This window comes from Arthrobacter tecti, from assembly GCF_054511355.1.
Window position 1 is genome coordinate 107741 of sequence record NZ_JBTNCT010000008.1, and the last position, 24861, is coordinate 132601.

Genomic DNA, 24861 nt, shown 5'->3' on the forward strand with positions numbered 1-24861 from the left:
CTCAGTGCATCGTGAACGTGCGTGCCACGGCGTCGTGTACTGCCGGAATTCCTGCCACCTGGCTCAGGATCCGGTTGCGGGCGGACAATAACGACGGCGGCATCGGCCGTCCCAGCAGCATGTTGACGTGGGCCTGGCGAGACGCGACAACGGCTGCCCGGCGTCGTTCGCTGTTGAAGCGGCGCAGCTCCAGGCCCACGTCGCGACCGGCAAGCGAGGCGACCATCAGCGGAACCAGGTGTGCGGCGTCGAGCCAGCCGAGATTCATGCCCTGGCCGCCGATCGGTGAGACCTCATGGGCGGCATCGCCGATCAACGCGATGCGCCCCCGCACGAACCGGTCCGCGATGCGGCGCCGCACTTCGAAGGAGCTCAGCATCGTGTTGCCGTCCGGATCCACGGAAACGCCTGTCCGTTGAGCCACCAGGTCAGCGACGGTAGCCGCGGTGGGGGAGTCCACGAGCGCCGGCATCCGCACTACCCAGCGCCGTACCGAACCGGGCAGCGGAAACGACTCCACAATCCCGTCCGGCTCAAGGTAAAGCGCCGCGGTGCTGCCGTCGCAGGTGGCGTCCGCGAAATCACCCATCACATAGGCATCCGCGTATGGCCGCACGGGTGCCCCGATCCCCGCGGCGCCGCGGACGGTGCTGCGCGCGCCGTCGGCTCCGATCACCAGCTGTGAACGGTATGTCCCGGCGGAAGTGAGCGTGAGTGCTTCGCCCCCGAGGTCGTGCACGGATTCCACGCCCGCTCCGCGCTGCAGCGCATCCGGCGCGAGCTGGGCAAGCCGCCCGGCGAGGATCCGTTCGGTTTGCTCCTGTGGAATTGCCAGTACATAGCGGTGCCTTCCCGGAACACAGTCGAAGGACAACTCCGCGATCTTCCGTCCCCTGCTGCGCGCCACGCCACCCGGAATCCGGACACCTTCAGCGATCAGCTGCTCCGCAACTCCGGCCGCTTCCAGCACACCCAGTGCGGGCGGATGAATGCCGATCGCACGGGAGTGATTGCTCCGTGAAAGCCGGCGTTCCAGTACCTGCACGTCCACCCCGGCCTGCGCCAGCAGGATCCCGGCGAAAAGCCCAACGGGCCCACCACCAACGACGACGACGTCAGGCACGGCGCACCAGCAGGTTCCGGAACGGGAACTGCCGTTCCACGCGCCAACCCTCCGGTGCGACGCCGCGCAGTTCCCTCGCGAGGTAGCTACGCCGGATCGACGTCAGCCCGTCTTCGCGGATATAGGATCCGAGAAACGGAAGCGTGGCGAGTGAGAAGAGCGGGTATCCGATCCTTGTCCGCTCGATATCGCTGTGCAGGGCAAGTCGTGTGCTGAGCAGCTCGGAGTCGCGAAGCAGGCCGCCCAGCTCGTCGGGGCTGAGGTGATGCAGCACATGGTTGGAGGTGACGACGTCGTACTGTTCCCCCTTCGCCACCAGCTCCGAACTGAACGCGCGCCGGAAGGTGAGTCCCGGCGCTGGCTCATTGTCGTGCCGACGTTTGGCGAAGGCGAAGGCTCGCTCGTCCGGGTCGATGGCCGTGATGGTGAGCCGGATGCCGTCGCGCAACGCCCAGCGGGCAAAGGCCCGCGGAACGTCGCCGCCCCCGGAGCCGATGTCCAGCAGTGTGTTGGTGCGCGTGGTTGAGAGCACCGGACGCACCTTTCGTTCCCACGTGCGGCGCCAGCCTGCAACGAAGCGGTTGACGAGGCTGAACTGCGCGTACGTGCGGTCGAGCGCGGCGGGATCGCAGCCGGGTTTGTCCATCTCCTCGACGGCGTCAAGGTCCCGGTGGCTCAGGAACATGTCTTGGTGAGCAGGGCGGTTTCGACGGTGAGGCCCGGCCCGAAGGCCATGGAGCAGATACGCTCGTTGACCTGCACTGTTGGCTGCTCGAGGATGTGCTTCAGAACGAACATCACGGTGGCGCTGCTCATGTTGCCGTAGTTGCGGAGGGTTTCGCGGGCGGGGATCAACTGGTCGTCGCTGAGTTTCAGTTTGGCCTGTACCTTGTCGAGGATGCTGCGGCCGCCGGGGTGGATGGCCCAGTGCTCGATGTCGCGGTATTCCTTTCCGATCAGCGACTCGTCCCGCTCCAGCAGGGGGCGAAGGGCTTCGACGATGTGCTCGTCGATGATGTGCGGCACGTATGTCCCGAGCACCATCTCGAAACCCTCGTCGCCGATGTTCCACGCCATGGACTCTTCGCCGACCGGTGTGAGCGTGGTCTCGAAGAAGTCCAGGCTCAGCAGGCTGCCCTCGGGACGCGGAATGTCTGTGCGGGCGCTGATGATCGCGGCGGCGGCGCCGTCGGCGAAGAGCGACGTACCCACAATGGTGTCCGGATTGTTGGAGGACCGCACGTGCAGCGAACACAGCTCGGTGCTCACCACCAGGACCACGGCGTTCGGATCCGCGTCGCAGAACGACTTCGCGGCGCGCAGTGCCGGGAAAGCCGCGTAACATCCCATGAATCCCAAGTGGAAGCGCTGGGCGGACGCGTTCAAGCCGAGCGCACGCACAATCTTGTAGTCCGGCCCCGGGTTGAAGAAACCGGTACAGGACACGGTGACGACATGCGTGACGTCTTCCGCACGCACACCCTCTGCGGCGTCGAGTGCCTTCTGCGCCGCCTCGATGAAGAGCTTGGTGCTCTGCTCGGCGTAGACCTCGTTGCGCGCCTTTGTGCCCGGGCTGAGGATCGTCATGGTGTCGGAGTCGAAGAACAGCGGCTCCTCGTTATGCCGCTCGAGGGTCAGCTCATCGACGGCGGTGTAGCGGGTATCGATGCCGGAGGAGTCGAAGGCCGCTGTGACCAGCCGCTTCCCGAGACGGTTCAGGCCCGGCTGAGCAGCGAAAACATCCCGCACTACGGATTGGACCATGACGGTTGTCGGAACTGCGGTTTCGAGGGACCTCATCAGCACTGTCATAGTTCATTCTTAGGTGAGCCGCTGACCGAACACAATACGAAGCATACTGATTGTTAGATTTACTAGGTGTCACGTACCGCTTCAGCGCGTGAAGATGGCGGTAGCGTAGAGGGATGAAGAAGTCCTTGAGGGCACGGCCCGTATCCGCGGCGGTCATCCTTGCGATGACGCTGCTCGTCGCGGGCTGCAGTTCCACGGATCTGTCAGATTCCAGTCCCACGGCGCCGTCCTCGGCAACATCTCCACAAACGACGACGACGGCGCCCTCACCGACACCCACGCCGTCGCCAACTCCCTCGCCGACGCCCTCACCCACTCCGGTTCAGCTCGAACTGCCGCGCGGCGGCGTCGAACTCTTCCCGGAGTGTCGGCTGGTGGGATTCAGCGGGCATCCGTACTCGCCGGCGCTCGGCAGGCTGGGAATCGGCGCTATTGATGAGCGGGTTGCCGAGATCGAGGACCTCGGAGCGCAACTGGCGGAAGGCCGGACGGTGCTGCCGGTGCTGGAACTGATCGCCGTCGTCGTGCAGGCGGCTCCCGGCGAGGACGGGGCCTTCCGCGCCCGGGCATCGGACGAGATCATTGCCGATTACCTTGAGGCTGCCCGCAGGCATGACGGCATTCTGCTGCTTAACGTGCAGCCGGGCCGCTCGAGCATGGAGGAAGAGGTCCGCTCGCTCGAGAAGTGGTTGAAGGAACCCGATGTGAGCGTCGCGCTGGATCCCGAATGGGACATCAACGCCGACCAGCTGCCGGGAGTCTCCTACGGACACACCACAGGCGAGGAGATCAACGCGATTGCCGCTTACCTCGACGGAATAGTGCAGGAGGAGAACCTTCCGCAGAAGCCTCTCGTTTTTCACCAGGTCTCGGCCAGTGTTGTCTCCAATGAGGCGGCGATCCAGGAGTACGAGGGCGTCGAAGTGATCAAGAGCGTTGACGGCATTGGGTCAGCGGGCATGAAGATCGAAACCTACAATGCGCTGATGACAGATCTGTCGCCGAACATCCACGCCGGCTTCAAGCTCTTTTTCGAGGAGGACGTGAAGCTCGGTCCCCTGATGACGCCCGCCGAGGTCCTGGCGTTGACGCCGCAGCCGGAGTACATCCTGTACGAGTAGCAGCGGCGTGGCCACCAAACCATGTGAGCTGTGCCTCCGAATACAGGGTAAGTATTCCCGGGCCGCTCCGCTGCGGCCTGATACCGAAACCCTGAGGATGTGGACTTTCGTGGCAGTTCGATCGGCAGCTTTGACAGGTGGTGCGTTGCTGGTGGCCATCCTGACCAGCGGGTGCATGGCCGTGGAAGCGAATCCGCTGAACGTCAATTCGCCGCGCGAGGAGCAGCAGAACGTCAGTTCGGTCCAGCAAACGCCTGAAGATTTCGGCGATGATCCACTGAACCTGGCCGAGAATGGTGCAAATCTCTGCACCGCACAGCCGCCGGTTGGGTACCAGGAATTCACGGTGCTGGTTCACAACGAGGCGCTCGAAACCTTCACCATCGACGAGGTGTCGCTGGCCGACCCGCAGGGACTCACGCTGGTCAAGGCTGAGATCTCAACGGCGAACCGGGAAGGCCACCATAAGGCGCACGGAGGCGACGAGGCCGGCCACGGTACGCACAGTGCCGAGGCTGCACCTGTTACTCCGGAGGCTGAGCCCGCCGGGCCGGTGGTTCCCGTTCCAGCCAACGGTTACGACATCACCACTCACGAGTACGTGAACCTGGTTGTTTCGATCTCCATCGCGGAGGGTGCTGAGGCCGGAACCGCGCAGGGGATCGACGTGGCTTATTCGACCGGCGGCCAGGAGTTCGCCGGGACGCACCCGCTCGTGATCGAGCTGACCCGCGAGGGCTGCGCGTAGTACCGGGGTTCCTTCTGCCTGATTCGATTCATACGCCCCTCATCGGTTAACGTCTCAGGTGTCAGCACGCTGCTGATCGACAAACGTGAGGAAAGAGTTCGCCGTGACGCTAGCCAGTCTTGAGGGTCGTTCGGTCCTGATCACCGGAGCCGGCGGGCTCGGCATCGGCCGCGGGATGGTCGAGTCGGCGCTCGCTGCGGGCGCGCAGGTGGTGGGCGTGGACCTCTCGCCGGACAATGCCCAACGGCTTTCCGAGGCTTTCCCGCAGGTCCGGTGCCTGGTCGGCGACATTGCCGACGAAGACCAGGTAGAGCGCGTCTTCGAAGAAGCAGGTCCCTTGGATGCGCTCATCAACAGCGCCGGGATCGGACTGGTCAAACCCTTCTACGACGTGGACGTCTCGGAGTATGACCGCGTCCATGACATCGACGTCCGCGGCACCTGGCTCATGTGCCGTGCCTTCACGCGGCAGCTGCTCCAGCGGGACGCCGCCGGGTCGATCGTCAATGTTTCATCGGTGCATGGGACTGCCACAACCGAGGGCTTCGCCATCTACGCCGCCGCAAAGGCAGCCGTTGAGGGGCTGACCCGCGGAATCGCGATTGACCTCGGTGCGTCCGGCGTTCGCTGCAATGCGGTAGCGCCCGGGTACGTTCCCTCCGAAGGCGGGGCCGGCCTTCCGGAGGAATACTCCGATGAACACCGGAAGCTTGTGGACAGGGAAATAAACGACTTCCAGGTGCTCAACCGCCTCATGGAAGGACGCGACATGGGCGACGCCGCGGTGTTTCTTCTCTCGGACGCGGCCCGCGGCGTCACCGGACAAACGCTGCTGGTGGACTCCGGCCTCACCCTCCGGCTCTACAACAAGTCCCACACGCAGGAGCGGCGTTAGCGACAGGCAAGCACCGGACCCGCTCACTTGATGCAACAATGGCAGGCGTGATCGCACCAGTTACGTCCTGCCCAACCCTGTTCGAACAACTCGCAGAAGAACTCGGCGTCCAGCAGTGGCAGGTAAAGGCCGCCGTCGAACTCCTCGACAGCGGCTCAACCGTTCCCTTTATTGCCCGTTACCGCAAGGAAGTCACCGGCACGCTCGACGACGCCCAACTGCGTGAGCTGGAAGAGCGCCTTCGCTACCTGCGCGAACTTCAGGACCGTCGCGCCGCTGTGCTCGAGGCGATCGAGGCGCAGGGCAAGCTCACGGATGAGCTGCGTGCCGCCGTCGTCGGCGCCGCCACCAAGGCTCGGCTGGAGGACATCTACCTCCCATTCAAGACCAAACGGCGCACCAAGGCGCAGATCGCCCGCGAGGCGGGCCTCGAGCCGCTGGCCGACAGCCTGCTCGCAGACCCGTCGCTGGATCCCTCCGCGGAGGCGGCGCGCTACCTGAACGACGCCGTCGCCACCGGTGAGGACGCCCTCGCCGGTGCGCGTGCGCTCCTCGTGGAGCGCGCGGGGTTGGATGCTGACCTCCTCGACGATCTCCGCGAGCGACTTTGGAAGCAGGGCCGCCTGCGATCCCAGGTTGTGGCTGGAAAGGAAGCCGAGGGCCAGAAGTTCGCCGACTACTTCGACTTCTCCCAGTCGCCCTCCGCCATGCCGTCCCACCGCGTGCTTGCGCTGCTACGCGGCGAGAAGGAGGGTGTGCTGCAACTGGCGCTGGTGGAGGGAGAAGCGAACGACGACGACGACGCCGCTCTCCGCGCCCGGCGCCGCTTCGAGAACTCGGTAGCCGCGTTCCTTGGCATAGCGGACCACGGCCGTCCTGCCGACGCGTGGCTGATGCAGACCGTGCAGCAGGCCTGGCGGCGCCTGCTCGCGAAGCTTTCGATCGACCTGCGGGTGCGCTTGTTCATGGACGCCGAAACGGAAGCGGTGCGCGTGTTCGCCGCGAACCTGCGGGACGTGCTGCTCGCTGCCCCCGCCGGCAGCCGAACGACCATCGGGCTGGATCCCGGTCTGCGGACGGGAGTGAAGGTCGCCGTCGTCGATGGCACGGGCAAGGTCCTCGAGACCTCAACGATCTACCCGCACGCGCCGGCCAGGAAGTGGGATGACTCGTTGGCGACGCTCTCGCGCATGGTTGCGAGCCACGGCGTCGAACTCATTGCCATCGGAAACGGCACGGCTTCGCGGGAGACAGACAAACTGGCGTCCGAACTGATCTCGCTGCTGCCTGACCGGACGCTGCAGAAACTCGTGGTCTCGGAGGCGGGGGCGTCCGTGTACTCAGCCTCGGCGCTCGCGTCCGCTGAACTGCCCGAGCTTGATGTGTCGCTGCGCGGAGCGGTGTCCATCGCGCGGCGGCTGCAGGATCCACTGGCGGAGCTCGTGAAGATCGATCCGAAGTCGATCGGAGTTGGCCAGTACCAGCACGATGTCACGCCGACCAAACTTGAGCGCTCGCTCGATGCAGTGATCGAGGACTGCGTGAACGCTGTCGGCGTGGATGTGAATACGGCGTCTCCGTCGCTGCTGACCCGGGTTGCCGGCGTCGGGACTTTGCTGAGCGGGAACATCGTGGCGCACCGGGATCAGCACGGTCCCTTCGCCCGGCGCGCTGACCTGCTGAATGTGCCGCGGCTGGGCGCGAAGGCGTTCGAGCAGTGCGCCGGCTTTCTGCGGATCGCCGGTGGCGACGAACTCTTGGACGCCTCCAGCGTGCACCCGGAGGCTTACCCGGTGGCGCGACGCATGGTGGACGACGCCGGCGGGTCGCTCCGCTCGCTGGACCTCGCCCGGTACGTGGACGACGCGATCGGGTTGCCCACGCTTCAGGACATCCTCGCGGAGCTTGAGAAGCCGGGACGCGACCCGCGGCCTGCCTTCGTAACGGCGTCCTTCGCCGACGTCGAGAAGATTTCCGACCTGCGTCCAGGGATGATCATTGACGGCGTGGTGACCAACGTTGCCGCATTCGGGGCGTTCGTCGATGTTGGAGTGCATCAGGACGGGCTGGTTCACGTCTCCGCAATGGCAAACCGGTTCGTCAGCGACCCGCACGAGATTGTGAAGTCCGGTCAGGTGGTCAAGGTGAGGGTGATCGAGGCTGATCCGGACCGCAAGCGGATTTCTCTTTCGCTCCGCCTGGACGACGACGGCGCGGGGCGGCCTGGACGGTCCGGCTCCGGGCGGAGCGGCGACAGCGGGCAGCCCGGACGTGAGTCGCGCGGGGGAGGGGAGGACCGGCGTCGTCGTTCTTCCGGTAAGCCCGGCGGTAACGGCGCCCGAAGCGGTGACGCCAAGCCGGGCGAATCGGGCAGGCCCGGCGGTAACGGTTCTCGCGGTGGCGCGAAGCCCGCTCCGGCAAACGGGGCGATGGCGGAGGCGCTCCGGGCGGCCGGTCTTGTGCCGAAAGACTAATCAAACGACCGCTGAGTGCTGAGATAATCGCCGAATAGCCTCAGTTTAAGGCGATTATCTCAGCACTCAGCGAGTGGGCTGCCGCCCGCAGACGCAAAGGGACCCCGCAACGAAGCCGTTGCGGGGTCCCTTTGAAGCTGAAGCCTGTTAGGCAGGCAGCTGGAGTACGTCGCCGGTGAAGATGAGGTCGGCGTGGATGAGGGTGTCGGCGTTGAGCTCGTACAGAGCCTGCCAGCCGCCTTCGACGCCCAGCTTGTCAGCGATGGTGCTGAGGGTGTCACCGGACTGGATGGTGTAGGTCTCGCCGCTGGCTGCGGGAGCTTCGACAACGGGAGCCTGGACAACCGGTGCCGGGGCTTCAACAACAGGAGCCGGAGCCTGCGGCTGTACCTGTACCTGTACCTGCGGTGCAGCCTGCACCTGAACCTGCGGTGCTGCCTGCACCTGGACGGGTGCCGGAGCCGGTGCAGCCGGGATAGGGGTGGGGTTGGCGCCGGCGGTCAGGCCAAGCTTTGCGGAGCAGGCGGGCCATGCGCCCCAGCCCTGTCCGGCGAGAACACGCTCGGCAACAGCGATCTGCTGCTCACGGCTGGCGTTCTGGGGAGCACCCTGGCCACCGAAGGCAGCCCAGGTGGACGGGGTGAACTGCAGGCCGCCGGAGAATCCGTTGCCGGTGTTGATGGCCCAGTTGCCACCGCTTTCGCACTGTGCAAGGGCGTCCCAGGTGCTGGCGGGGGCAGCGTTTGCTGCGCCGGCGGATGCACCGAGACCGACGCCGACGAGGGCGGCAGCTGCAAGGCCGCGGCGCGCGTTAAGGCTAAGTTTCTGGTTCTTCATGGGGGTACGATGCTCCAGAAGGCCACCTGCACTCGTTCCGTCCCCGGACGTCTTTGCGCCGTTGCTCACCCTTGACTGATTATGTGGTCTTTTGTGGTGTCTGCCGGACGAGCAACGTGCGGTGGAGGGGCAGCACCGGGCATATATGTGGCAGGCGCACCATGCGTCTGCTTTGTGTCCCTGAACGGGTTCCTTATCAAAGGTAGAGGGTTTTCCAATCGTTGCCAAATCGAGATGTGGCGGTGCTTGACGAACGCGCATCGCGGGCTCGGCTTTTCGAGTGGTAGAAACCCCGTCGACCACTGTAGAACATAAGAATGGATGCGCACCAGATAATCACCTGTGAAATTCCTATGAGGTGGGGTGACATGGATGCCTACGGGCACATCAACAACGTCGAAGTGGCGCGGCTTCTGGAAGAAGCCCGTATTCACGCCTTCGGTCCGCCCGGAGGCACCGGCGGTCTGGGCGAAGATCCGCCGGTGGCGCTATTCTCCTCAGTTGATCAGGGAGTGCAGGCCCTGGTCGTGGAGCACCGGATCAAGTACACGGCCACCCTGGATTACCGCAACATCCCGCTGAAAATTGAGGTGTGGATTGGGCAGGTCAAGCCAGCCAGCCTTGCCATCTCCTACCGCATCCACGATCCCGTGACGGGCCGGATCTGCGTCAAGGCCGAGACCGTTCTCGCCTTCGTGGACGGAACCAGCGGGGCCCTGCTCAGGATCACCGATCAGCAGAAAGCGCGGCTCGCTCCCTACATCGGTGCCTCAGTGTTCGATTGATGTGCTCTGGAGATCACGTTGTGTAGGCCCCTGCGCGGCGACAAACCGCGCAGGGGCGCGATCCTGCGCTTTAGGCTGCCAGGTAGCCGTTCGGATTCAGCACGTATTTCGTCGCTGCTCCCTTGTCGAATTCCTCGTAACCGCGAGGGGCGTCGTCGAGCGGGATCGCTTTTGCATTGACAGCCTTGGCTATCTGAACCCGCTCGTGCAGGATCGCCATCATCAGGCCCCGGTTGTACTTCATGACCGGGCACTGCCCTGTGGTGAAGGACAAGGACTTGGCCCATCCCGTACCGAGGGACAGCGAGAGCGACCCCACCTTGGCGGCTTCGTCGATGCCGCCTGGGTCGCCGGTGACGTACAGCCCGGGGATCCCCAAAGCACCGCCGGCAGTTGTCAGTGACATCAGCGAGTTCAGCACAGTGGCCGGAGCCTCATGGGAGGAGTCGTCGCCGTGGCCGCGCGCTTCGAAGCCGACGGCATCGACACCGCAATCGACTTCCGGGACACCGAGGATCTGCTCGATCTGGTCCTTCGGGTCACCTTTGGAGATATTGACGGTTTCGCACCCGAAGGTGCGTGCCTGGGCAAGCCGGTCCTCGTTGAGATCTCCGACGATGACGACGGCGGCACCGAGCAGCTGAGCGGATGCGGCGGCCGCAAGCCCAACCGGACCCGCACCGGCAACATACACAGTCGAGCCAACACCTACTCCTGAAGTTACGGCTCCGTGGAAGCCGGTTGGAAATATGTCAGAGAGCATGGTGAGATCCATGATCTTTTCCAACGCCTGGTCCCGGTCCGGGAACTTGAGCAGGTTCCAATCCGTATAAGGAACAAGCACATACTCGGCCTGGCCGCCCACCCAGCCGCCCATATCCACATACCCGTACGCGCTGCCGGGCCGGTCGGGGTTCACATTGAGGCAGATTCCGGTCTTCCGTTCCTTACAGTTTCGGCACCGGCCACAGGCGATATTGAAGGGCACAGAACAGATGTCCCCCTCCTTGATGAACTCGACGTCACGGCCCACTTCCACAACTTCGCCCGTTATCTCATGGCCGAGCACCAGATCCGGAGGCGCGGTTGTCCGTCCGCGAACCATGTGCTGGTCGGAGCCGCAGATGTTCGTGGCAACGGTCTTGAGGATGACCCCGTGATGAACTTGGCGGCCTATGTTGTCCGGGTTGACGCCTGGACCGTCCTTCAGTTCGAAGGTGGGGTAGTCCGTGTCGATCAACTCGACTTTCCCCGGACTTTTGTAGGCAACTGCTCTGTTTCCTGACATGGTGTTCCCTTTCGAGATGAGAGGGCGTCCGCAATTGGACGTCCTTCGTAGAAGGCGGAAGGGCCAACAGCACACACATGTCAGCCGGGACGGCCTCGCAGCCAGTTTAGGCTCAGTGAACGGATAAATCACCAGAATGGACAAACATTCCAGACGTACAACAAACGCCCCGTCCGAAAGCTCGGGCGGGGCGACCTTGTAGTGGAGCGGGCATGGCTACCGGACGGCGTCACCTCCACGATGGCGCATGGCGTAGGCAACACCCAGGCCCACTGCGATGATGCCGAGGATCAGGTTCAGCCAGTTCGTCGAGGCGTTGGTGGACAGTACGTTGGCCACCGAATCGCCGACGATCAGGCCGTAGAGCCACATGACCAGGAGCACCACACCGCTTCCCATCAGGAAATTGCGTGCACTCATAATCCCGCGGCTCATCCAGATCCCGGCAGCACCCATGGCCATGTACACCAGGTTGAGCAACACGGACACCTGGAATGCGCCGAACAGCAGCGCTTCCGAACCGGACGCAAATGCCATGCCTCCGTATTGTGTGGTGATGCCCGGAATCATTCCGAGAATCCCCACCAGCAGAAAAACTACTCCCATCCCCATCGCGGCGCTGCGAACGTGGTCGCGAGTCACATGAAAATCATGTGCGTGGTGTGATGCGGTAGTCATCTCCCCTCCTAGTGTGTGAGTATGACTCTTCGCTGTGCTCGACACGTCGGGAAAGGCGCATCAGGGCACCGCCGTTGGAGGAGCACATCTGGCGCTCAACCAGCACTTTCATTTTACTGCCGGACTGCGATTGTGGATAAGGAAACTTCATGACAGAACTGCCTGACGGAACCGCCCTGATCACCGGAGCAACCGCTGGTATCGGCGCCGGGTTCGCCGAACAGCTGGCGTCCCGCGGGCACTCGCTGGTGCTCGTCGCGCGGGACCTTCCGAGGCTGGAGGAAAAGGCCGGGCAGTTGCGCTCCCGCTGGGGTGTGAACGTTGAAGTTCTGCAGGCTGACTTGCACATCGACGACGGCGTCACCCGGGTCCTCGACCGGCTGCGGCAGAGTGCCGAGCCGGTATCCCTGCTCGTCAACAATGCCGGTTACGGGCTGCCGAAATCATTCACGGATAATTCACTCGAGGATGAGATGAAGCTCGCGACCATCCTGCTGAATGTCCCGCTTGCCCTCAGCCACGCAGTCCTGCAGGGAATGCTGGAGCGCGGATCCGGTGGGATCATCAACGTGGCGAGCGTTGCCGGATTTACCCCGCGCAGCACCTACGGCGCACTGAAGGCGGCCGTGATCAGCTTCAGCCGCTGGGCGAACTTCGCATACCGCAAGCGGGGGGTGAAGGTGACGGCTCTCTGCCCCGGCTTTGTGCATACCGAGTTCCACGACCGTATGGGAATGGACAAGACCACGGTGCCCAGATGGATGTGGCTCCACCCTGAAGCGGTGGTGGAGTCAGCACTCAAGGATCTGGCCGCAGGAAAGGCCGTCTCGATTCCCAGCCGGCGCTATAAGGTGCTGTCCTTCGTCGCCAGGCACTCGCCGTCGTCGTTGGTTGCTTCGCTCGCCGCGAGCCAGGGCGCATGATGTGGGTGGGCTTCGCAGAGTTCGACGTTCTGCTGGGCGACGTGCATTCCCTGAAGGGGAAGCGATCGGTGGTCCGGCCTGTCCTGGCCGAAGTGCGGCGAAAATTTGACGTCTCGGTGGCGGAGGTCGAGCACCAGGACCTGCATCGCCGGGCGGGAATCGGGGTGGGGCTGGTGGGCGCGGACCGGCAACACCTTGTGGAGGTGCTCGATGCCGTGGAACGCTTTGTGGCGGCCCGGCCGGAGCTTGAACTGCTGAGCGTCCGTCGCCGAATCGTGACCAGCGAAGACTAACCGGATGCCAAGGTTGCTTACTACCATTGGAAGAGTTGAGGCAACCTTACAAGGAGGTAAGAGAGTGTCCGGATACTTCAAGCTGGTGGATGCACACGACCACGGATACCGGCTCAAACTGATGTCAGGCGACGGCACACTGATTGCGGTCTCCGCCTACTTTCCCACCAAACAGGCAGCAATCGAGGGTATCGAGCTCATGCGGGAAATCGCAGGGACAGGCCCGGTGGTCAATCACAGCCGGAATGACGAAATCACCCACGCGGCGAACAAGGGGCGTCTGAGCGCTTAGCACCCCTGGATGGTGGTTTGCCGTGCTTGCTACGGTGAACGGATGACTGATCAGCCGCGGCTTCTTCTTGACGTTGATACGGGAATTGACGACGCCGTTGCGCTCCTTTATCTGTTCGCCGTGCCGGACATCCGCCTGGAGGGGATCACCTGCACGGCCGGGAACGTGTCGGCCCGGCAGGTCGCCGCAAACACGCTCGCCCTGCTCGAACTCGCCCGCGTTTCCGGGGTCGAGGTCGCAGTCGGGAGGGAAACCCCGCTCGAGGTTCCGCTTCTGACCACCGAGGAAACCCACGGCGATCAGGGCCTGGGCTACGCCGTCCTGCCACAGGCGCAGCAGCGGGTGTCGGCGCGCACCGGCGTCGAGCTGTGGGTTCGGGCCGCACGGGAAAATCCGGGCGAAATCACCGGCCTGGTCACGGGCCCCCTCACCAACCTGGCTCTGGCGATCCGCGAGGAACCGAACCTCCCGCAGCTGCTCAAGGGGCTGGTGATCATGGGTGGGTCCTTCAACTATCGGGGCAACACCACGCCGGTTGCGGAGTGGAATACCCACGTAGACCCGCACGCGGCCCGGGAAGTCTATGCCGCGTACAACGGTGTGCAGGAGGACAAGCTGCCGATCATCTGCGCTTTGGAGAGCACCGAGCGGATCGAGTGCACGCCCGAGCACCTGCGCCGACTCTCAATTGCGGCCGGAGCGAAACCCGAACTGCTGCGCGACGAGGACCCGGCGGGGTTACGCAGTACGTCCGCAAATCCGGTGATAGCGTGCATGTCCGACGCGCTTCGCTTCTACATGGAGTTCCACCGGCAGCACGACCAGGGTTACATCGCCCACCTCCACGACCTTTTCGCCGCGATGGTCGCCACCGGCGAAACGCCGTTCGAAACCCGAAAGGCCCATGTCGACGTCGAAACCGAGTCGGCACTGACCTTCGCGCAGACAGTGGGCGACTTCGCCGGCTTCCGCAAGCTCCCACCGAACGCGCGGGTGGTCACCGGTAATGACCCTGAAGCTGTCTTCGAACTGATGATCGAGCGGATCGCAACGCTTTCCCGGGGGACGAAATCAGGAACCTACCCTGGCAGTCCCGGCTAAAGCAGGGCGCCGGGTAAACTGTTGGACTGCCGGGATTTACGCCGGTCTGCGCCGAGGTGACATGAGGTGCGCTTCCACCTACATCGCTTCGCCCTGCGCAAGGAACCCCCATGACCTCCTCACTCACACTGCCCGCTGATGTCGCTGCCCCGAGGTCGCGCCGCCTGCTCCTACTGGCCGGTGCTGCGCTCATCATTGCGACGTATCTCTATCTCGTTCTAGTGCAGCCGGCAGAGGTAGCGGGCGGGGTCAACAGTGCGGCAGCCCTGATCACGCTCCTCGGATTCCTGGGCGGCGGCGCACTGATGGTGGCCGGGGTACTGCCGGGTCTGAGAACCCAGTCGCTGGCACTTATGCCGCTCGGGATCGCTCTGAACATCTCCTTCGGCCAGCTCGCCGGAAGTCTCGGCCTACCGATCTACCTCGATGCCCTGGGCACCGTACTTGTGGCAGTAATGGCAGGGCCGGCGGCAGGGGCCGCAACGGGTGTACTCAGCAACGCCTTGTGGGGACTGTTCAACCCGTTTGCACTGCCTTTCGCTGCCGGATCTGCCGCTATCGGAATACTCGCTGGACTCGCCGCACGGTATGGGATGTTTCGCCGTGTTTATTTCGCGCCGATCGCAGGCCTGCTGACCGGCGTGATCGGCGGTCTGCTTGCTGCACCGGTTGCAGCGTTCATGTTTGGAGCTGCCGGTACAGCCGGTACCAACGCCATTGTCGCCGCGTTCCGCGCCATGGGGGACACCCTGCTGGTAGCGGCAACCAAGCAGGGACTGACATCGGACACCATCGACAAGCTGATCATCTTCACGGTGGTTGCGCTGATTGTTTACGCGCTTCCGCGCCGAACGCGTAACTCGTTCCCGTTCGTGCGCAAGCATCGCGTCCTCCTCGGACGGACAGCACCGGCGCTGACTGAGAGTTCACCTGGAAGGAACTAGCGGGTGCGGATTCGGCGAAGGACCTTCAACCCGCTCACTGAGTTGACTGCTGCAGCGCTTCTGGTGGTGCTGGTACTCGTCGTGGACGACTGGCGTTTCTCCACGGCCGTCCTGCTTTTCCTCGTATTGCCGTTGGTACTTGTTTCGGGGCATACACAACAAATCGGCGTGGTATTCGGTGTGCTCGTTGGGCCGATGGTCCTGTTCATCTTCCTGCTGCACGGGTTGTTCTATCCTGAGGGCAGCACGGTCCTGGTCGATTTGGGTGTTGCGGCTGTGACCGAGGAGGGTCTTTTCGTGGCGCTTTCGCTCGCAAGCCGGGTGGCGGCATTCGTCGGCGTGCTGCTCACCGCGGCGCTCTCCATTGATGTCGCCGAACTTCTCGCGACCATGACCCACCGTGGATGGAACCGCAAACTCGTCTTCATCCTCGGAGCAGCCATAGGGCTGGCGCCAATGATTTCGGAGCGGGCCGGCCAAATCACCCGGGCGCAGCAGGCACGGGGGCTGCAGGTCGCACACAATCCGGTCTCGCGGTTGCGAGCCCTGGTAATGGTGGGACGGCCGCTCATCTCCGGCCTGTTGGTGGACGCGGCGGATCGTTCCCGTATGCTCGATGCACGCGGCTTTGCCCGTACGTCTCCACGGACCAGCTACCGTACCGATACCGACACGCCCGCCCAGCGGACGGTGCGTTGGGTGATGCTCGCCGTCGTCGTCGTTTTCGTCGTCTGGTGGTATGCGACATGATCTCCGTTGACCTCCGCAGTTTCGCGTACGACGACGGCGCCGGCCTGGCAGACCTGAAACTCACCGTACGCTCGGGTGAGCACGTGCTCCTGGCCGGCGCATCCGGCTCGGGGAAGAGTTCGCTGGCCCGCCTGCTGGCAGGGCAATTCGAGGCCGGCCAGGGGCAACGGTTCCTCGGATCACTGACGGTCGGCGACGAACTGTTGCGGTTCAATGGTTCGGAGTCCGATCCGCGTATTGACGCCGCCGCCTGGGGAGCGCGGGTGGGTTACGTCGGCCAGAACGCCTACGCACAGCTCTCCATGGTCTGCGCGACCGTGGGTGAGGAAATTTCCTTCGGTCTGGCGAACCGCGGCGTCCCGGTTGACGAGATGCGCAGGCTCGTATCCGATACCGCTGAACGCATCGGTTTGACGGGATTGCTTGACCGCGACCCACGCCGGTTGTCCGGAGGTGAACTGCAGCGAGTGTGCATCGCTTCTGCCGTAGTGGGCAATCCTGATGTACTGGTGCTCGATGAGCCGTTCAAGGGGCTGGACGCAGCAGGTCGGGAGGAGATTTGGAACGTTCTCGTCGGCTTGCGGGGTCGCGGGACCGCTGTCCTGCAGTTCGAGCCTTTGCTTCCGGACGGTTATGAGACGCTTGACCACGTGATCGCCCTGGCCGATGGCACCGTTGTGTTCGACGGCCGAGGCAGTGCGGTACCGACTGCCGGGTTGAGATCTCGCGGCATTGGCACGGCAGAGGATGGCTTCGTTGGGCCGGATTACCAGTGCTTTCCGGCAGCAGTCGAGCAGGTTATCGAGGTTGACGACGTCGTTTTCACCTACGATGACGACGTCGTCCTCTCGGTGGGGAGCCTGAAAGTCCGTCGCGGAGAAGCTGTTGCGTTGCTTGGCCCGAACGGGTCCGGGAAGTCGACGCTGCTTCAGCACCTGAACGGCCTGCTGAAACCTTCCGCCGGTCGGGTTCGAATTCACGGACAGGACATTGCCAGGCGGACCCCCGGAGCACTTGCCGCGACCGTCGGCTATCTGTTCCAGGACACGGATCAGCAGTTGTTTGAGCGCACCGCACTGCGGGAGGTTGCCTACGGTCCCCGCGCAACCGGCAGGTCTTTGAAGGAAGCGGAGCGCCTCGCGTTTCAGGCGTTGAGCGACGTGGGACTGGCGGACATGGTGGATGCCCATCCGCAGGACCTTTGCTTTCGCAATCGTCGGCTCCTGGCACTTGCGTCGGTGATGGCCACCGGTCCTGACATCTGGGCCCTGGACGAACCCACGGCAGGGCTTGATCTGCGCGGCCGGGTGCTGATGGCGGAGATGCTCAGACGTCACCTGCGGAGCGGCGGGACTCTGGTCATGGCAACCCATGACATCGCTTTTGCTGAATCTACCTGTTCCCATGTGCTCAAGCTCAGTGAAGGAACAGCCGCCGGTTTACGCGAGCGCTAGGTCGCAGTGCTTTCCGGTCGGGTTTCCGCTGACTGCTACGACAAGGTCAGAGGGGGCATGGGTTATGGCCATCATGCAGCAACCTTAGTTGCCACGGAGGGTGCCATCCCATGACGGACGCATAGACAGTCGTGCAGGAAGGAACGCCTAGCCCGCGAGCAGTTCTCTGAGGTCCTCTGCCGTCAGCGCTGAACTGAAGACGGCGTCGTCGTCCATCACGGAGTTGAAGAGCTTTGCCTTCTGCTCCTTGAGCTTCATCACCTTTTCCTCGATAGTGTCGAGGGCAACCATCCGGTAGACCATGACGTTCTTCGTCTGCCCGATGCGGTGCGTACGGTCCACGGCCTGGGCTTCGCTGGCCGGGTTCCACCAGGGGTCCAGCAGGAAGCAGTAATCGGCCTCCGTCAGGTTCAACCCGAACCCGCCGGCCTTGAGACTGATCAGAAACACCGGCGCTTTGCCGTTCTTGAATGCCTCGATGACTTCGCCGCGCTTGCGGGTGGAGCCGTCGAGGTAGGCGAACTCGACCCCATGCTGCTCCAGGCGTGCGGCTGCCAGCTTCAGGTAGGACGTGAACTGGCTGAACACCAACGCCCGGTGTCCCTCGGCCAGAACATCTTCCAGCTGCTCGAAGAGCACATCCAGCTTGGCTGACGGAACGCCCTCGTACTCGGGTTCCACGAGGGAGGCGTCCAGACTGAGCATCCGCAGCAGGGTCAGCGACCGGAACACGATCATCCGGTTGCGGTCCAGATCGTCCATCAGGCCAAGCAGCTTCTGACGTTCCCGCTGCAGATGCGTCTGGTAGATCTTCCGGTGGCGTGGATGCAGTTCGACGGCGAGGATTTGCTCCTGCTTCGGCGGCAGGTCAGACGCGACGGCTTCCTTGGTGCGCCGCATCATCAGCGGGCGAATGCGGCGTCGGAGCCGCTGCAGGCGCTCAGAGTCGCCCTGCTTCTCGATCGGTGTTCGATACTCCTCCGTGAACGCGCGCGACGAGGGGAACAACCCCGGAGCGGTGATGCTGAACATCGACCACAGCTCCATCAGGTTGTTCTCCATCGGTGTGCCCGTAATCGCGAGCTTGAACGGGACATCGAGTTCCTTGGCGCAGCGGTGCACCTTCGCCGCATGGTTCTTCACGAACTGGGCCTCATCAAGGATGAGCCCGGCCCATTCCTGCTCTCCGTAGGCGTCCGTGTCCAGCCGGAAAAGCGTGTAGGAAGTAACGACGACGTCGGCCCCCTCCACCTGATCGGCCAGCGGAGTGCGGCTCTTCGCCTGGGTATCACCGATACCCACGACGTTGAGACCGGGCGCGAATTTGTGCGACTCGGCCATCCAGTTCGGTACCACTGATGTTGGTGCGACGACTAGGAAAGGACGCTTTTCGCCGCTCTGCTTGGCGTGGGTCAGCAGTGCGAGCGTCTGCAGCGTCTTGCCCAAGCCCATGTCGTCCGCGAGCACACCGCCCAGCCCGTGGGCCCAGAGGAAGGCGAGCCAATTAAATCCCTCAACCTGGTAGGGGCGCAGCGTTGCCTGCAGCCCGGCGGGCAGGGGTGTTTGTTCAACCTCGGTGAGCTCAAGCAACCCGTTGACGGCGGTACGCCAGGCCTGGGCCTGCTCGGTCTCCTCCGCAAGGTCCTCGAAGTCGGCCCAGAGCGTTGCCTGGTAGCGGCTGATCCGCAGCCCGGTTTCCCACTCGTTCAGCATCCGGGCTTCGTCGATGAGATCGCGAAGCTGCTCGAAAATGGGTTGGTCGAGGGAGAGGTAGCTGTTGTCGACCAGCTTGATCTTCTTGGTGCCCTTGGCCAGCGCGGTGAAGATGTGGTCGAACGGGACCTTCCTGCCCTGCACCGTCACAAGGACTCCGAGGTCGAACCAGTCGCGGTCCTCTGTATCCACCGTGGTGATGACCAGTTGCGGAGTTTCGGTGAGCTCCTCGAACACCGGCCGGGACCCGATGATGTCCACGCGCACTGAGTCGAGGCGCTCCAGACGCGGCAGCGCAGTCTCGGTGAAGTCGACCATCTCCATGCCGGCGAGGGTGCGCTCACGCGCCATCCGGCCGCCCATCGCGTCTCGTGCGGCCTGAAGAGCGGCGGTTTCCGCTGCCGGGTCGCGGTAACCGGCGTCGCCGTCGTCGTTCTTCAGCGGCTTCCGGGTGGCGGAGCCACCAGCACGGTACTCCCACTCCCAGTTCAGGTTCAGCTCGTCATCGCTGAACGAGGCGGAGAGCACCAGCACCGGTGGAACGATCTCGGGGAAGGTGACCGAATTGTCGCTGCTGACAATGTCGATGGACTGCAGCAGCTTCGGGTAGAAGCCGGAAAGGAACTCCTGCTCTTCACTTCTCGGGATGCGAACCGGGCGGGTGCGCTCCAGCAGCTCGCGGTTCTGGTCGGTGAGCTTCCGGGTGGTGGGCGCGAGTGTGATCAGGCCGTCGCTGGACGTGGTGTACACGCCGTGGTTGCCGATGACGTGAGAAGACTGCGGCGGGTGATTCTCGCCGTCGATATTCAGGGCGGGGCAGAGCTGGATCTCATCGTCAGCGGTGGTGGCGTCGAGGAGCAGGACGGCGGCGCCGGCCAGCTGGACGGTGACGCTCTTCTTCGCCCCGACGAATTCGATGCCCAGCCTTCGCGCCTCGCGGAGGAGCTGCCACAGCAGGGGATTGCTGAAATCGTCCAGGTAGAGCCAGGAATCGTTGTTGCCGAAGTAGGTGACACCGGTTCCGCGGTGGAGGGCCGGGAACTGTGCGAACCACCGGTGCTGATCCGGATCCAGCTTCATACCGTAGGTCTGGTAGCTGATGTTGCCCCAGGCGAGGTTGTTTTTCACCCAGTTACCCTTGGCGTTCCGTACCACCGGCCGCACGCCGAGCTTGAAACCACGGTAGGTGCGCTTCTTCTGCCAGTTGGAATCGGTCACCGGCCGCAATTCGAACTGGAGCGCCATGGCCGCGGTCTTCGTGGCGGCGAGGGCGGCGTCGTCGTGCTCGTGGCCCGACAACAAGCCGGACAGGGACTCCTGCCACCCGGCCGGCCTGGAGGAAGTTGCCGGGGAGGTGAGCTCCTGGTTAGCGCGCAGATTCTCCATGTTGGACCGGAGCGCGACGGCGGCAACATGCTTGCAGTCCAGGCCCACCGGGCAGGAACAAAAGCTGTCCCGCAGGTGGTACCGGCCGTCACCTTTTCGCGCGAGATATAGCTGGGTGCGGTAGGGGATCGGGGATCCGCCCAGTACCTGGGCATGGACCACTTTGGAGTCAGGTTCGAAGGAGAGATCCTGAACGAGTGAATCCTTGGCATAGCCTTGCCCGCGCTGGAAAGCGGCGCCACCCACCATGCGGATGATGTCCGCGACATCGATCATGGGATAAGCGGGATTGGGCATGAATTTATGCTCTCACGCGCCGCTGACAGTTCCGGAAGCTTGCTGGTTGGCAACAGCTGCCACATCGGTCAAGACTGGGCTCATGCGGTTACTCACCCTCGGGCACGGAACAGCTGATCGGGACGACCTCCGGACGCTCCTAGGGGAGGCACAGGTTGAGCTACTGGCGGATGTGAGGCGATACCCCGGAAGCCGCCGCAACCCGGATATGTCAAAGGACGCGCTCGCGGAGTGGCTACCGGCCGGCGGAATGGAGTACCGGTGGCTGGAAGACCTGGGTGGGCGCCGTCGTCGTGCATCCGATGCGCCAGACGCGGACAGCTGGTGGAGAGTGGAACAGTTCCGCGCTTACGCGGCCTATACCCGGACCGATGAGTTCGGTGCTGCGCTGGACGGGTTGAAGTCGCTCGCTTCGAACCGAACGACGGCGATCATGTGCAGCGAGAGCGTCTGGTGGAGGTGCCACCGCCGCATCATCGCTGATGTCCTGGTACTGCTTCACAGTTTCACCGTGGAGCATCTGATGCATGACGGGCGGCTGACGCTGCACACGCCGTCGGAGGGCGCCCGGGTGGCTGGGCGTTCCGTGTTCTGGGACGGGCAGCCATAAGACGTCAGACTGCCAAATGATGTCCGAGTTTCTTGAGGAGCTCCGCGAGGGTGCGCAGATCGTTGTCGGACATCCCCGACAGCAAACCATGCTCCATGTCCAAATGCGCGGGCAAAACTGTGTCAACCAACTCCCTACCCTGCGGTGTGAGTGAGACTTGGGTGCCTCTGCCGTCCACGCCGCTCTTGGTCCTGCTGACAAGCCCTCGGTCCTGAAGCCGGTTGAGCCGCTGGGCAACAGCGCTCGAGGTGATCATCGAACTCAGGGCGAGATCCTTCGGGCTGAGCGTGCAAGGGCCTCCCGCCCGGCGAAGGGTAGCCAGCACGTCGAATGATCCCGAATCCAGTCCATGGCGCGCAAAGTTCTCCTCAAGTCTGCGTTCCACCTGTTGGCTCACCCGTGAAAGCCGCCCGATCACCTTCATCGGCGAGACGTCAAGGTCGGGGCGCTGCTGTTGCCATTGGCCGATGATGTCGTCGACATGGTCATTCATGGACTCCACTCTAGACAATAAGCTAAGCACTTAGCTATATTAGCTAAGTGCTTAGTAAAACTGCTCGAACACTCCTGCTCACCTCGCTCGCACCAATCGTGTGGGGGAGTACGTATCTGGTCACCACCACACTCCTGCCGCCGGACCTTCCGCTCACCGCTGCCGCGCTGCGCGCACTTCCGGCGGGTCTTCTACTCCTGCTGCTAGTCCGGACGCTCCCGCGAGGGTCGTGGTGGTGGAAAGCGCTGGTTCTTGGCGGCCTGAACATCGGCGTTTTCTTCCCACTGCTGTTTATCGCGGCATATCGGCTGCCGGGCGGCGTTGCGGCAACCGTCGGGGCCGTTCAGCCACTCATCGTTGCAGGTCTGGCCGCGTTGATCCTGAAGGACAGGCTCTCTGTACGGGGTGTGCTCGCCGGTATTGCAGGCGTATTCGGCGTAGCGCTCCTGGTCCTCCAGTCGCAGGCGCGGTTGGACCCGGTCGGCGTGCTGGCGGCACTTGGCGGAGCAGTGTCGATGAGCGCCGGCGTTGTCCTCACCAAGAAGTGGGGAACAGCGGGCAACCCGCCGACAATGACTGCCTGGCAGTTGGTTTCCGGTGGTCTTCTCCTGGCGCCGGCCGCCGTCCTGTTCGAAGGGCTTCCCTCCGGGCTGACGCTGATCAACGTTGCCGGGTATTCGTATCTTGCCCTTATTGGCACTGCCGCCGCCCACGTGCTCTGGTTCAGGGGAATCCAACGCCTACCGGTTACAGCTCCGCCTTTCCTTGGCCTGCTGAGTCCCGTAGTGGCAGCCCTGCTTGGGTGGCTGGCGCTGGGGGAGCGGCTCTCGGTCTTCCAACTCCTGGGGGCTGTCCTGATCCTCGGTTCCATCCTGGCCATCAGTGTGCGGATGCGTGAGACCGCAATGCCGACGCCGGACCCCTGCCCGGATGCCGGCACCAGGGCGCCCGCCGTGCTGCGGTAGATTTGATGGACCGCACTCGATCGACCAGGAGATATCTATGACCCCGCGCGCCCTCTTCCGCAGTGTTGCCATCGCGGAGGCCGGCACCTGGATATTGCTGCTCGTCGGCATGTACCTGAAGTACATTGCCGAGAGCACCGACGTTCTCGTATCGATCGCGGGTCCCATCCACGGCTTTGTGTTCCTTACCTATCTGGTGAGCACCTCGTTCGTCTGGGTGAACCAGCGGTGGAGCGCAGGTACCGGTCTGCTGGGACTGCTCGCCGGCGTCGTGCCCCTGGCAACCGTGCCGTTCGACTGGTGGCTTGAGCGCAAGGGAAAGCTCGACGGCGGTTGGCGGCTTGCGCCGGACAAGGATCGCCCCGCCGGCGTGATCGAGAACCTGCAGGCCTGGGTGCTGCGCAACCCCCTCACGGCAGCCCTCGTGGCAATCGTCGGTGTGAGCGTGGTCTTCGCGGCGTTGCTGATCATCGGCCCGCCGGTGCAGGTCAGCTGAGCGCTCCCTCAGACGATTTCGGCAGGTTGCCGTCAAGAATGGCTGAACACCTGTCGGAAAGCCGATCGCGATCAGCCGGATCGAGCTCGCTCGACGACAGGGCGCGAAGGGTTCGCTGCGTCTGATCGCTGATTGCTTCACGGTGTTCGCCGCTCAGATCGTTCCAGCTCACCTCCGCCAGCAGCTCTACCAATCTTCCCGCAACCCTCGGATCGTCTACCCCATAGGTGCAGATCTGTGAGACAACCAGGTTGAGGAACGTAGGGAAGGTTCTACGCTGGGCGATCACGCGGACCATTCCGCTCTCGTCCCTGAAAGAGCGCGGAGTTGGTGCGTTACGGGCGAATCTCGAGAGCGAGGCTGAAAGATGGCCCAACGCATGCACACACGTGGTCGGGTCATTGACGCTCGGCGAAATAGCGCGGACCGCAACATCGAGCAGCTGCTGCAGGGCGAACCCGAGGTCCTGGACCGAATTGCGCTCAAAGCCGATGCTGATTGCGTTCGCAACCGCCCGCTCGACGTCATCCAGCTCAGCCTGCGTGAAGCCCGCTTTTGAGACGCCGTCAACACGCCAAAGCCGGGCGAACGGAACCCCCTCCACCAGGAAGTCACCCGGCGGGGTCTGCACGGAGATCACGGCGTCGAAGCGCTGCGCCACGTCCACCAGCGCCGGCCCATCGAATTCGACGAGAAACCCGGAGGTGCGAGCCTTCATGGGAAGCGCCGCCGCAGGAACCGACGGAGGCAGACCGTCGCCGTCCTGATCTGCGCCAATTTCCTCGACTGTTGCCTCGAAGTCATCGCGGACATCGCTAAGAATCCGCTCCACCCGAAGCTGCCGCGACAGATGCCCGAGAAACAGGACCAATCCGATCACAGTGGCGAGTACCAGCAGGAATGAGAATGTGACAGCGATCTCCGGTACGAATCCCGCAGACTGCTCGGTGCTGTCCCGGATCGTTCGTAGAACGGTGAGCGCGAACGCGAAGGTGGCCAGGAACAGCGCCAGCGTGTTGTGCACAAACCTATCGCTCGTGAATGTGCGCAGCAGGCGTGGCGAGTATTGGCTACTCGCCAACTGCAGCGTCACCACGGTGAGTGAGAAGGTCAGTGACGTGACGGTGATGGTGGATGCGGCGATCGCTTCCATGAGCGAACGCGCTGCCGGAGGTCCGCCGCCAAACAGGAAGCCGGAAATGGCAGGCGGAAGGCGATCATCGATGGAACGGTCCAACCAAGTGGTGAGCTGAGCCAGAACAACGGACAGGACTACTGCAGCGAGCGGCACCGGCCAAAGCTGGGACCGAACATAATCGCGGACGGCCCGCGGGGTGGGGTTCTTGCTACCCCGGCGGCGTGAGGATGTGCTGCGCATAGTTG

At 63.6% G+C, this 24861-nt stretch carries 24 protein-coding genes; 15 read left to right on the plus strand and 9 right to left on the minus strand.

Going from position 1 to position 24861, the window contains the following annotated elements:
- Position 1: 1 nt before the first annotated feature.
- The 3 genes from ACX80C_RS11090 to ACX80C_RS11100 are packed head-to-tail and all read right to left on the minus strand — an operon-like array spanning position 2 to position 2935.
- Positions 2-1123: an FAD-dependent oxidoreductase gene (locus tag ACX80C_RS11090; protein ID WP_459326521.1), complete on the minus strand. Its 1122-nt coding sequence runs from the start codon at positions 1121-1123 to the stop codon at positions 2-4.
- The gene (locus ACX80C_RS11095) at positions 1116-1808 is read right to left on the minus strand and encodes a class I SAM-dependent methyltransferase (protein WP_459326522.1); all 693 of its coding nucleotides are present in this window, start codon (positions 1806-1808) and stop codon (positions 1116-1118) included. Before ACX80C_RS11095 ends, ACX80C_RS11090 begins: the two co-directional genes overlap by 8 nt.
- Entirely contained in the window at positions 1799-2935 is a 1137-nt protein-coding gene (locus ACX80C_RS11100) for a type III polyketide synthase (RefSeq protein ID WP_459326523.1), read from the minus strand. Before ACX80C_RS11100 ends, ACX80C_RS11095 begins: the two co-directional genes overlap by 10 nt.
- Positions 2936-3048: 113 nt before the next feature.
- Between ACX80C_RS11100 and ACX80C_RS11105 the strand changes: the two genes are divergently transcribed.
- From ACX80C_RS11105 to ACX80C_RS11120, 4 genes are all read left to right on the plus strand, one after another.
- The gene (locus ACX80C_RS11105) at positions 3049-4056 is read left to right on the plus strand and encodes a hypothetical protein (protein WP_459326524.1); all 1008 of its coding nucleotides are present in this window, start codon (positions 3049-3051) and stop codon (positions 4054-4056) included.
- Between the two features lie 109 nt (positions 4057-4165).
- A complete protein-coding gene (locus ACX80C_RS11110; protein WP_459326525.1) occupies positions 4166-4804 on the plus strand; it encodes a hypothetical protein in 639 nt (212 codons plus the stop codon).
- 103 nt (positions 4805-4907) lie between these two features.
- On the plus strand, positions 4908-5699 hold the full coding sequence (locus tag ACX80C_RS11115) for an SDR family NAD(P)-dependent oxidoreductase (protein WP_459326526.1): 792 nt from the start codon (positions 4908-4910) through the stop codon (positions 5697-5699).
- Positions 5700-5746: 47 nt separating this feature from the next.
- Positions 5747-8173: a Tex family protein gene (locus ACX80C_RS11120; protein ID WP_459326527.1), complete on the plus strand. Its 2427-nt coding sequence runs from the start codon at positions 5747-5749 to the stop codon at positions 8171-8173.
- Between the two features lie 147 nt (positions 8174-8320).
- Here ACX80C_RS11120 and ACX80C_RS11125 read toward each other — a convergent pair whose 3' ends face one another.
- Positions 8321-9010: a transglycosylase family protein gene (locus ACX80C_RS11125; RefSeq protein ID WP_459326528.1), complete on the minus strand. Its 690-nt coding sequence runs from the start codon at positions 9008-9010 to the stop codon at positions 8321-8323.
- A gap of 368 nt (positions 9011-9378) precedes the next feature.
- Between ACX80C_RS11125 and ACX80C_RS11130 the strand changes: the two genes are divergently transcribed.
- Complete coding sequence (locus ACX80C_RS11130) at positions 9379-9795, plus strand: acyl-CoA thioesterase (RefSeq protein ID WP_459326529.1); 417 nt, start codon at positions 9379-9381, stop codon at positions 9793-9795.
- A 70-nt stretch (positions 9796-9865) separates the two neighbouring features.
- Here ACX80C_RS11130 and fdhA read toward each other — a convergent pair whose 3' ends face one another.
- Together fdhA and ACX80C_RS11140 are read right to left on the minus strand one after the other, a co-directional pair.
- Positions 9866-11083 (minus strand): formaldehyde dehydrogenase, glutathione-independent, encoded by a 1218-nt coding sequence (fdhA, locus tag ACX80C_RS11135; RefSeq protein ID WP_459326530.1) that lies wholly within the window; start codon positions 11081-11083, stop codon positions 9866-9868.
- 216 nt (positions 11084-11299) lie between these two features.
- On the minus strand, positions 11300-11761 hold the full coding sequence (locus ACX80C_RS11140; protein ID WP_459326531.1) for a DUF4383 domain-containing protein: 462 nt from the start codon (positions 11759-11761) through the stop codon (positions 11300-11302).
- A 149-nt stretch (positions 11762-11910) separates the two neighbouring features.
- Between ACX80C_RS11140 and ACX80C_RS11145 the strand changes: the two genes are divergently transcribed.
- The 7 genes from ACX80C_RS11145 (at position 11911) to ACX80C_RS11175 (ending at position 17518) form a co-directional block, all read left to right on the plus strand.
- Entirely contained in the window at positions 11911-12684 is a 774-nt protein-coding gene (locus tag ACX80C_RS11145) for an SDR family NAD(P)-dependent oxidoreductase (protein WP_459326532.1), read from the plus strand.
- Positions 12684-12977, plus strand: coding sequence for a DUF503 domain-containing protein (locus tag ACX80C_RS11150; RefSeq protein WP_459326561.1), 294 nt, complete (start codon positions 12684-12686; stop codon positions 12975-12977). Before ACX80C_RS11145 ends, ACX80C_RS11150 begins: the two co-directional genes overlap by 1 nt.
- Before the next feature lie 64 nt (positions 12978-13041).
- Positions 13042-13269, plus strand: a complete 228-nt coding sequence (locus tag ACX80C_RS11155) for a YegP family protein (RefSeq protein WP_459326533.1) — start codon at positions 13042-13044, stop codon at positions 13267-13269.
- A 42-nt stretch (positions 13270-13311) separates the two neighbouring features.
- Positions 13312-14370, plus strand: a complete 1059-nt coding sequence (locus ACX80C_RS11160) for a nucleoside hydrolase (RefSeq protein ID WP_459326534.1) — start codon at positions 13312-13314, stop codon at positions 14368-14370.
- Between the two features lie 110 nt (positions 14371-14480).
- On the plus strand, positions 14481-15314 hold the full coding sequence (locus ACX80C_RS11165; RefSeq protein WP_459326535.1) for an ECF transporter S component: 834 nt from the start codon (positions 14481-14483) through the stop codon (positions 15312-15314).
- A 3-nt stretch (positions 15315-15317) separates the two neighbouring features.
- Positions 15318-16064: an energy-coupling factor transporter transmembrane component T gene (locus ACX80C_RS11170; protein WP_459326536.1), complete on the plus strand. Its 747-nt coding sequence runs from the start codon at positions 15318-15320 to the stop codon at positions 16062-16064.
- Positions 16061-17518 carry an ABC transporter ATP-binding protein gene (locus tag ACX80C_RS11175; protein WP_459326537.1) on the plus strand — a complete coding sequence of 486 codons (1458 nt, stop codon included), beginning with the start codon at positions 16061-16063 and terminating at the stop codon, positions 17516-17518. The genes ACX80C_RS11170 and ACX80C_RS11175 overlap by 4 nt, the downstream gene beginning before the upstream one ends.
- 147 nt (positions 17519-17665) lie before the next feature.
- Here the strand turns inward: ACX80C_RS11175 and ACX80C_RS11180 are convergent, their stop codons facing one another.
- Complete coding sequence (locus ACX80C_RS11180) at positions 17666-20914, minus strand: DEAD/DEAH box helicase (protein ID WP_459326538.1); 3249 nt, start codon at positions 20912-20914, stop codon at positions 17666-17668.
- A gap of 82 nt (positions 20915-20996) precedes the next feature.
- Between ACX80C_RS11180 and ACX80C_RS11185 the strand changes: the two genes are divergently transcribed.
- The gene (locus ACX80C_RS11185; RefSeq protein WP_459326539.1) at positions 20997-21524 is read left to right on the plus strand and encodes a DUF488 domain-containing protein; all 528 of its coding nucleotides are present in this window, start codon (positions 20997-20999) and stop codon (positions 21522-21524) included.
- Between the two features lie 4 nt (positions 21525-21528).
- Here the strand turns inward: ACX80C_RS11185 and ACX80C_RS11190 are convergent, their stop codons facing one another.
- Positions 21529-22017, minus strand: coding sequence for a MarR family winged helix-turn-helix transcriptional regulator (locus tag ACX80C_RS11190; RefSeq protein ID WP_459326540.1), 489 nt, complete (start codon positions 22015-22017; stop codon positions 21529-21531).
- 47 nt (positions 22018-22064) lie between these two features.
- On the opposite strand from ACX80C_RS11190, the gene ACX80C_RS11195 reads away from it, so the two are divergent.
- Complete coding sequence (locus ACX80C_RS11195) at positions 22065-22982, plus strand: EamA family transporter (protein ID WP_459326541.1); 918 nt, start codon at positions 22065-22067, stop codon at positions 22980-22982.
- 37 nt (positions 22983-23019) lie between these two features.
- A complete protein-coding gene (locus ACX80C_RS11200) occupies positions 23020-23478 on the plus strand; it encodes a DUF3817 domain-containing protein (protein WP_459326542.1) in 459 nt (152 codons plus the stop codon).
- Here ACX80C_RS11200 and ACX80C_RS11205 read toward each other — a convergent pair.
- Positions 23471-24856 carry a DUF2254 domain-containing protein gene (locus ACX80C_RS11205; protein WP_459326543.1) on the minus strand — a complete coding sequence of 462 codons (1386 nt, stop codon included), beginning with the start codon at positions 24854-24856 and terminating at the stop codon, positions 23471-23473. The two genes, ACX80C_RS11200 and ACX80C_RS11205, sit on opposite strands and share 8 nt — an antisense overlap.
- Positions 24857-24861: the final 5 nt, after the last annotated feature.

Excerpts from the sequence above, each read along its gene's own strand:
- ACX80C_RS11095 (WP_459326522.1), bottom strand. The coding sequence starts at position 1,808 with ATGTTCCTGAGCCACCGGGACCTTGACGCCGTCGAGGAGATGGACAAA.
- ACX80C_RS11100 (WP_459326523.1), bottom strand. The coding sequence starts at position 2,935 with ATGACAGTGCTGATGAGGTCCCTCGAAACCGCAGTTCCGACAACCGTC.
- ACX80C_RS11105 (WP_459326524.1), top strand. The coding sequence starts at position 3,049 with ATGAAGAAGTCCTTGAGGGCACGGCCCGTATCCGCGGCGGTCATCCTT.
- ACX80C_RS11125 (WP_459326528.1), bottom strand. The coding sequence starts at position 9,010 with ATGAAGAACCAGAAACTTAGCCTTAACGCGCGCCGCGGCCTTGCAGCT.
- ACX80C_RS11130 (WP_459326529.1), top strand. The coding sequence starts at position 9,379 with ATGGATGCCTACGGGCACATCAACAACGTCGAAGTGGCGCGGCTTCTG.
- fdhA (WP_459326530.1), bottom strand. The coding sequence starts at position 11,083 with ATGTCAGGAAACAGAGCAGTTGCCTACAAAAGTCCGGGGAAAGTCGAG.
- ACX80C_RS11140 (WP_459326531.1), bottom strand. The coding sequence starts at position 11,761 with ATGACTACCGCATCACACCACGCACATGATTTTCATGTGACTCGCGAC.
- ACX80C_RS11145 (WP_459326532.1), top strand. The coding sequence starts at position 11,911 with ATGACAGAACTGCCTGACGGAACCGCCCTGATCACCGGAGCAACCGCT.
- ACX80C_RS11150 (WP_459326561.1), top strand. The coding sequence starts at position 12,684 with ATGTGGGTGGGCTTCGCAGAGTTCGACGTTCTGCTGGGCGACGTGCAT.
- ACX80C_RS11160 (WP_459326534.1), top strand. The coding sequence starts at position 13,312 with ATGACTGATCAGCCGCGGCTTCTTCTTGACGTTGATACGGGAATTGAC.
- ACX80C_RS11165 (WP_459326535.1), top strand. The coding sequence starts at position 14,481 with ATGACCTCCTCACTCACACTGCCCGCTGATGTCGCTGCCCCGAGGTCG.
- ACX80C_RS11175 (WP_459326537.1), top strand. The coding sequence starts at position 16,061 with ATGATCTCCGTTGACCTCCGCAGTTTCGCGTACGACGACGGCGCCGGC.
- ACX80C_RS11180 (WP_459326538.1), bottom strand. The coding sequence starts at position 20,914 with ATGCCCAATCCCGCTTATCCCATGATCGATGTCGCGGACATCATCCGC.
- ACX80C_RS11185 (WP_459326539.1), top strand. The coding sequence starts at position 20,997 with ATGCGGTTACTCACCCTCGGGCACGGAACAGCTGATCGGGACGACCTC.
- ACX80C_RS11190 (WP_459326540.1), bottom strand. The coding sequence starts at position 22,017 with ATGAATGACCATGTCGACGACATCATCGGCCAATGGCAACAGCAGCGC.
- ACX80C_RS11200 (WP_459326542.1), top strand. The coding sequence starts at position 23,020 with ATGACCCCGCGCGCCCTCTTCCGCAGTGTTGCCATCGCGGAGGCCGGC.
- ACX80C_RS11205 (WP_459326543.1), bottom strand. The coding sequence starts at position 24,856 with ATGCGCAGCACATCCTCACGCCGCCGGGGTAGCAAGAACCCCACCCCG.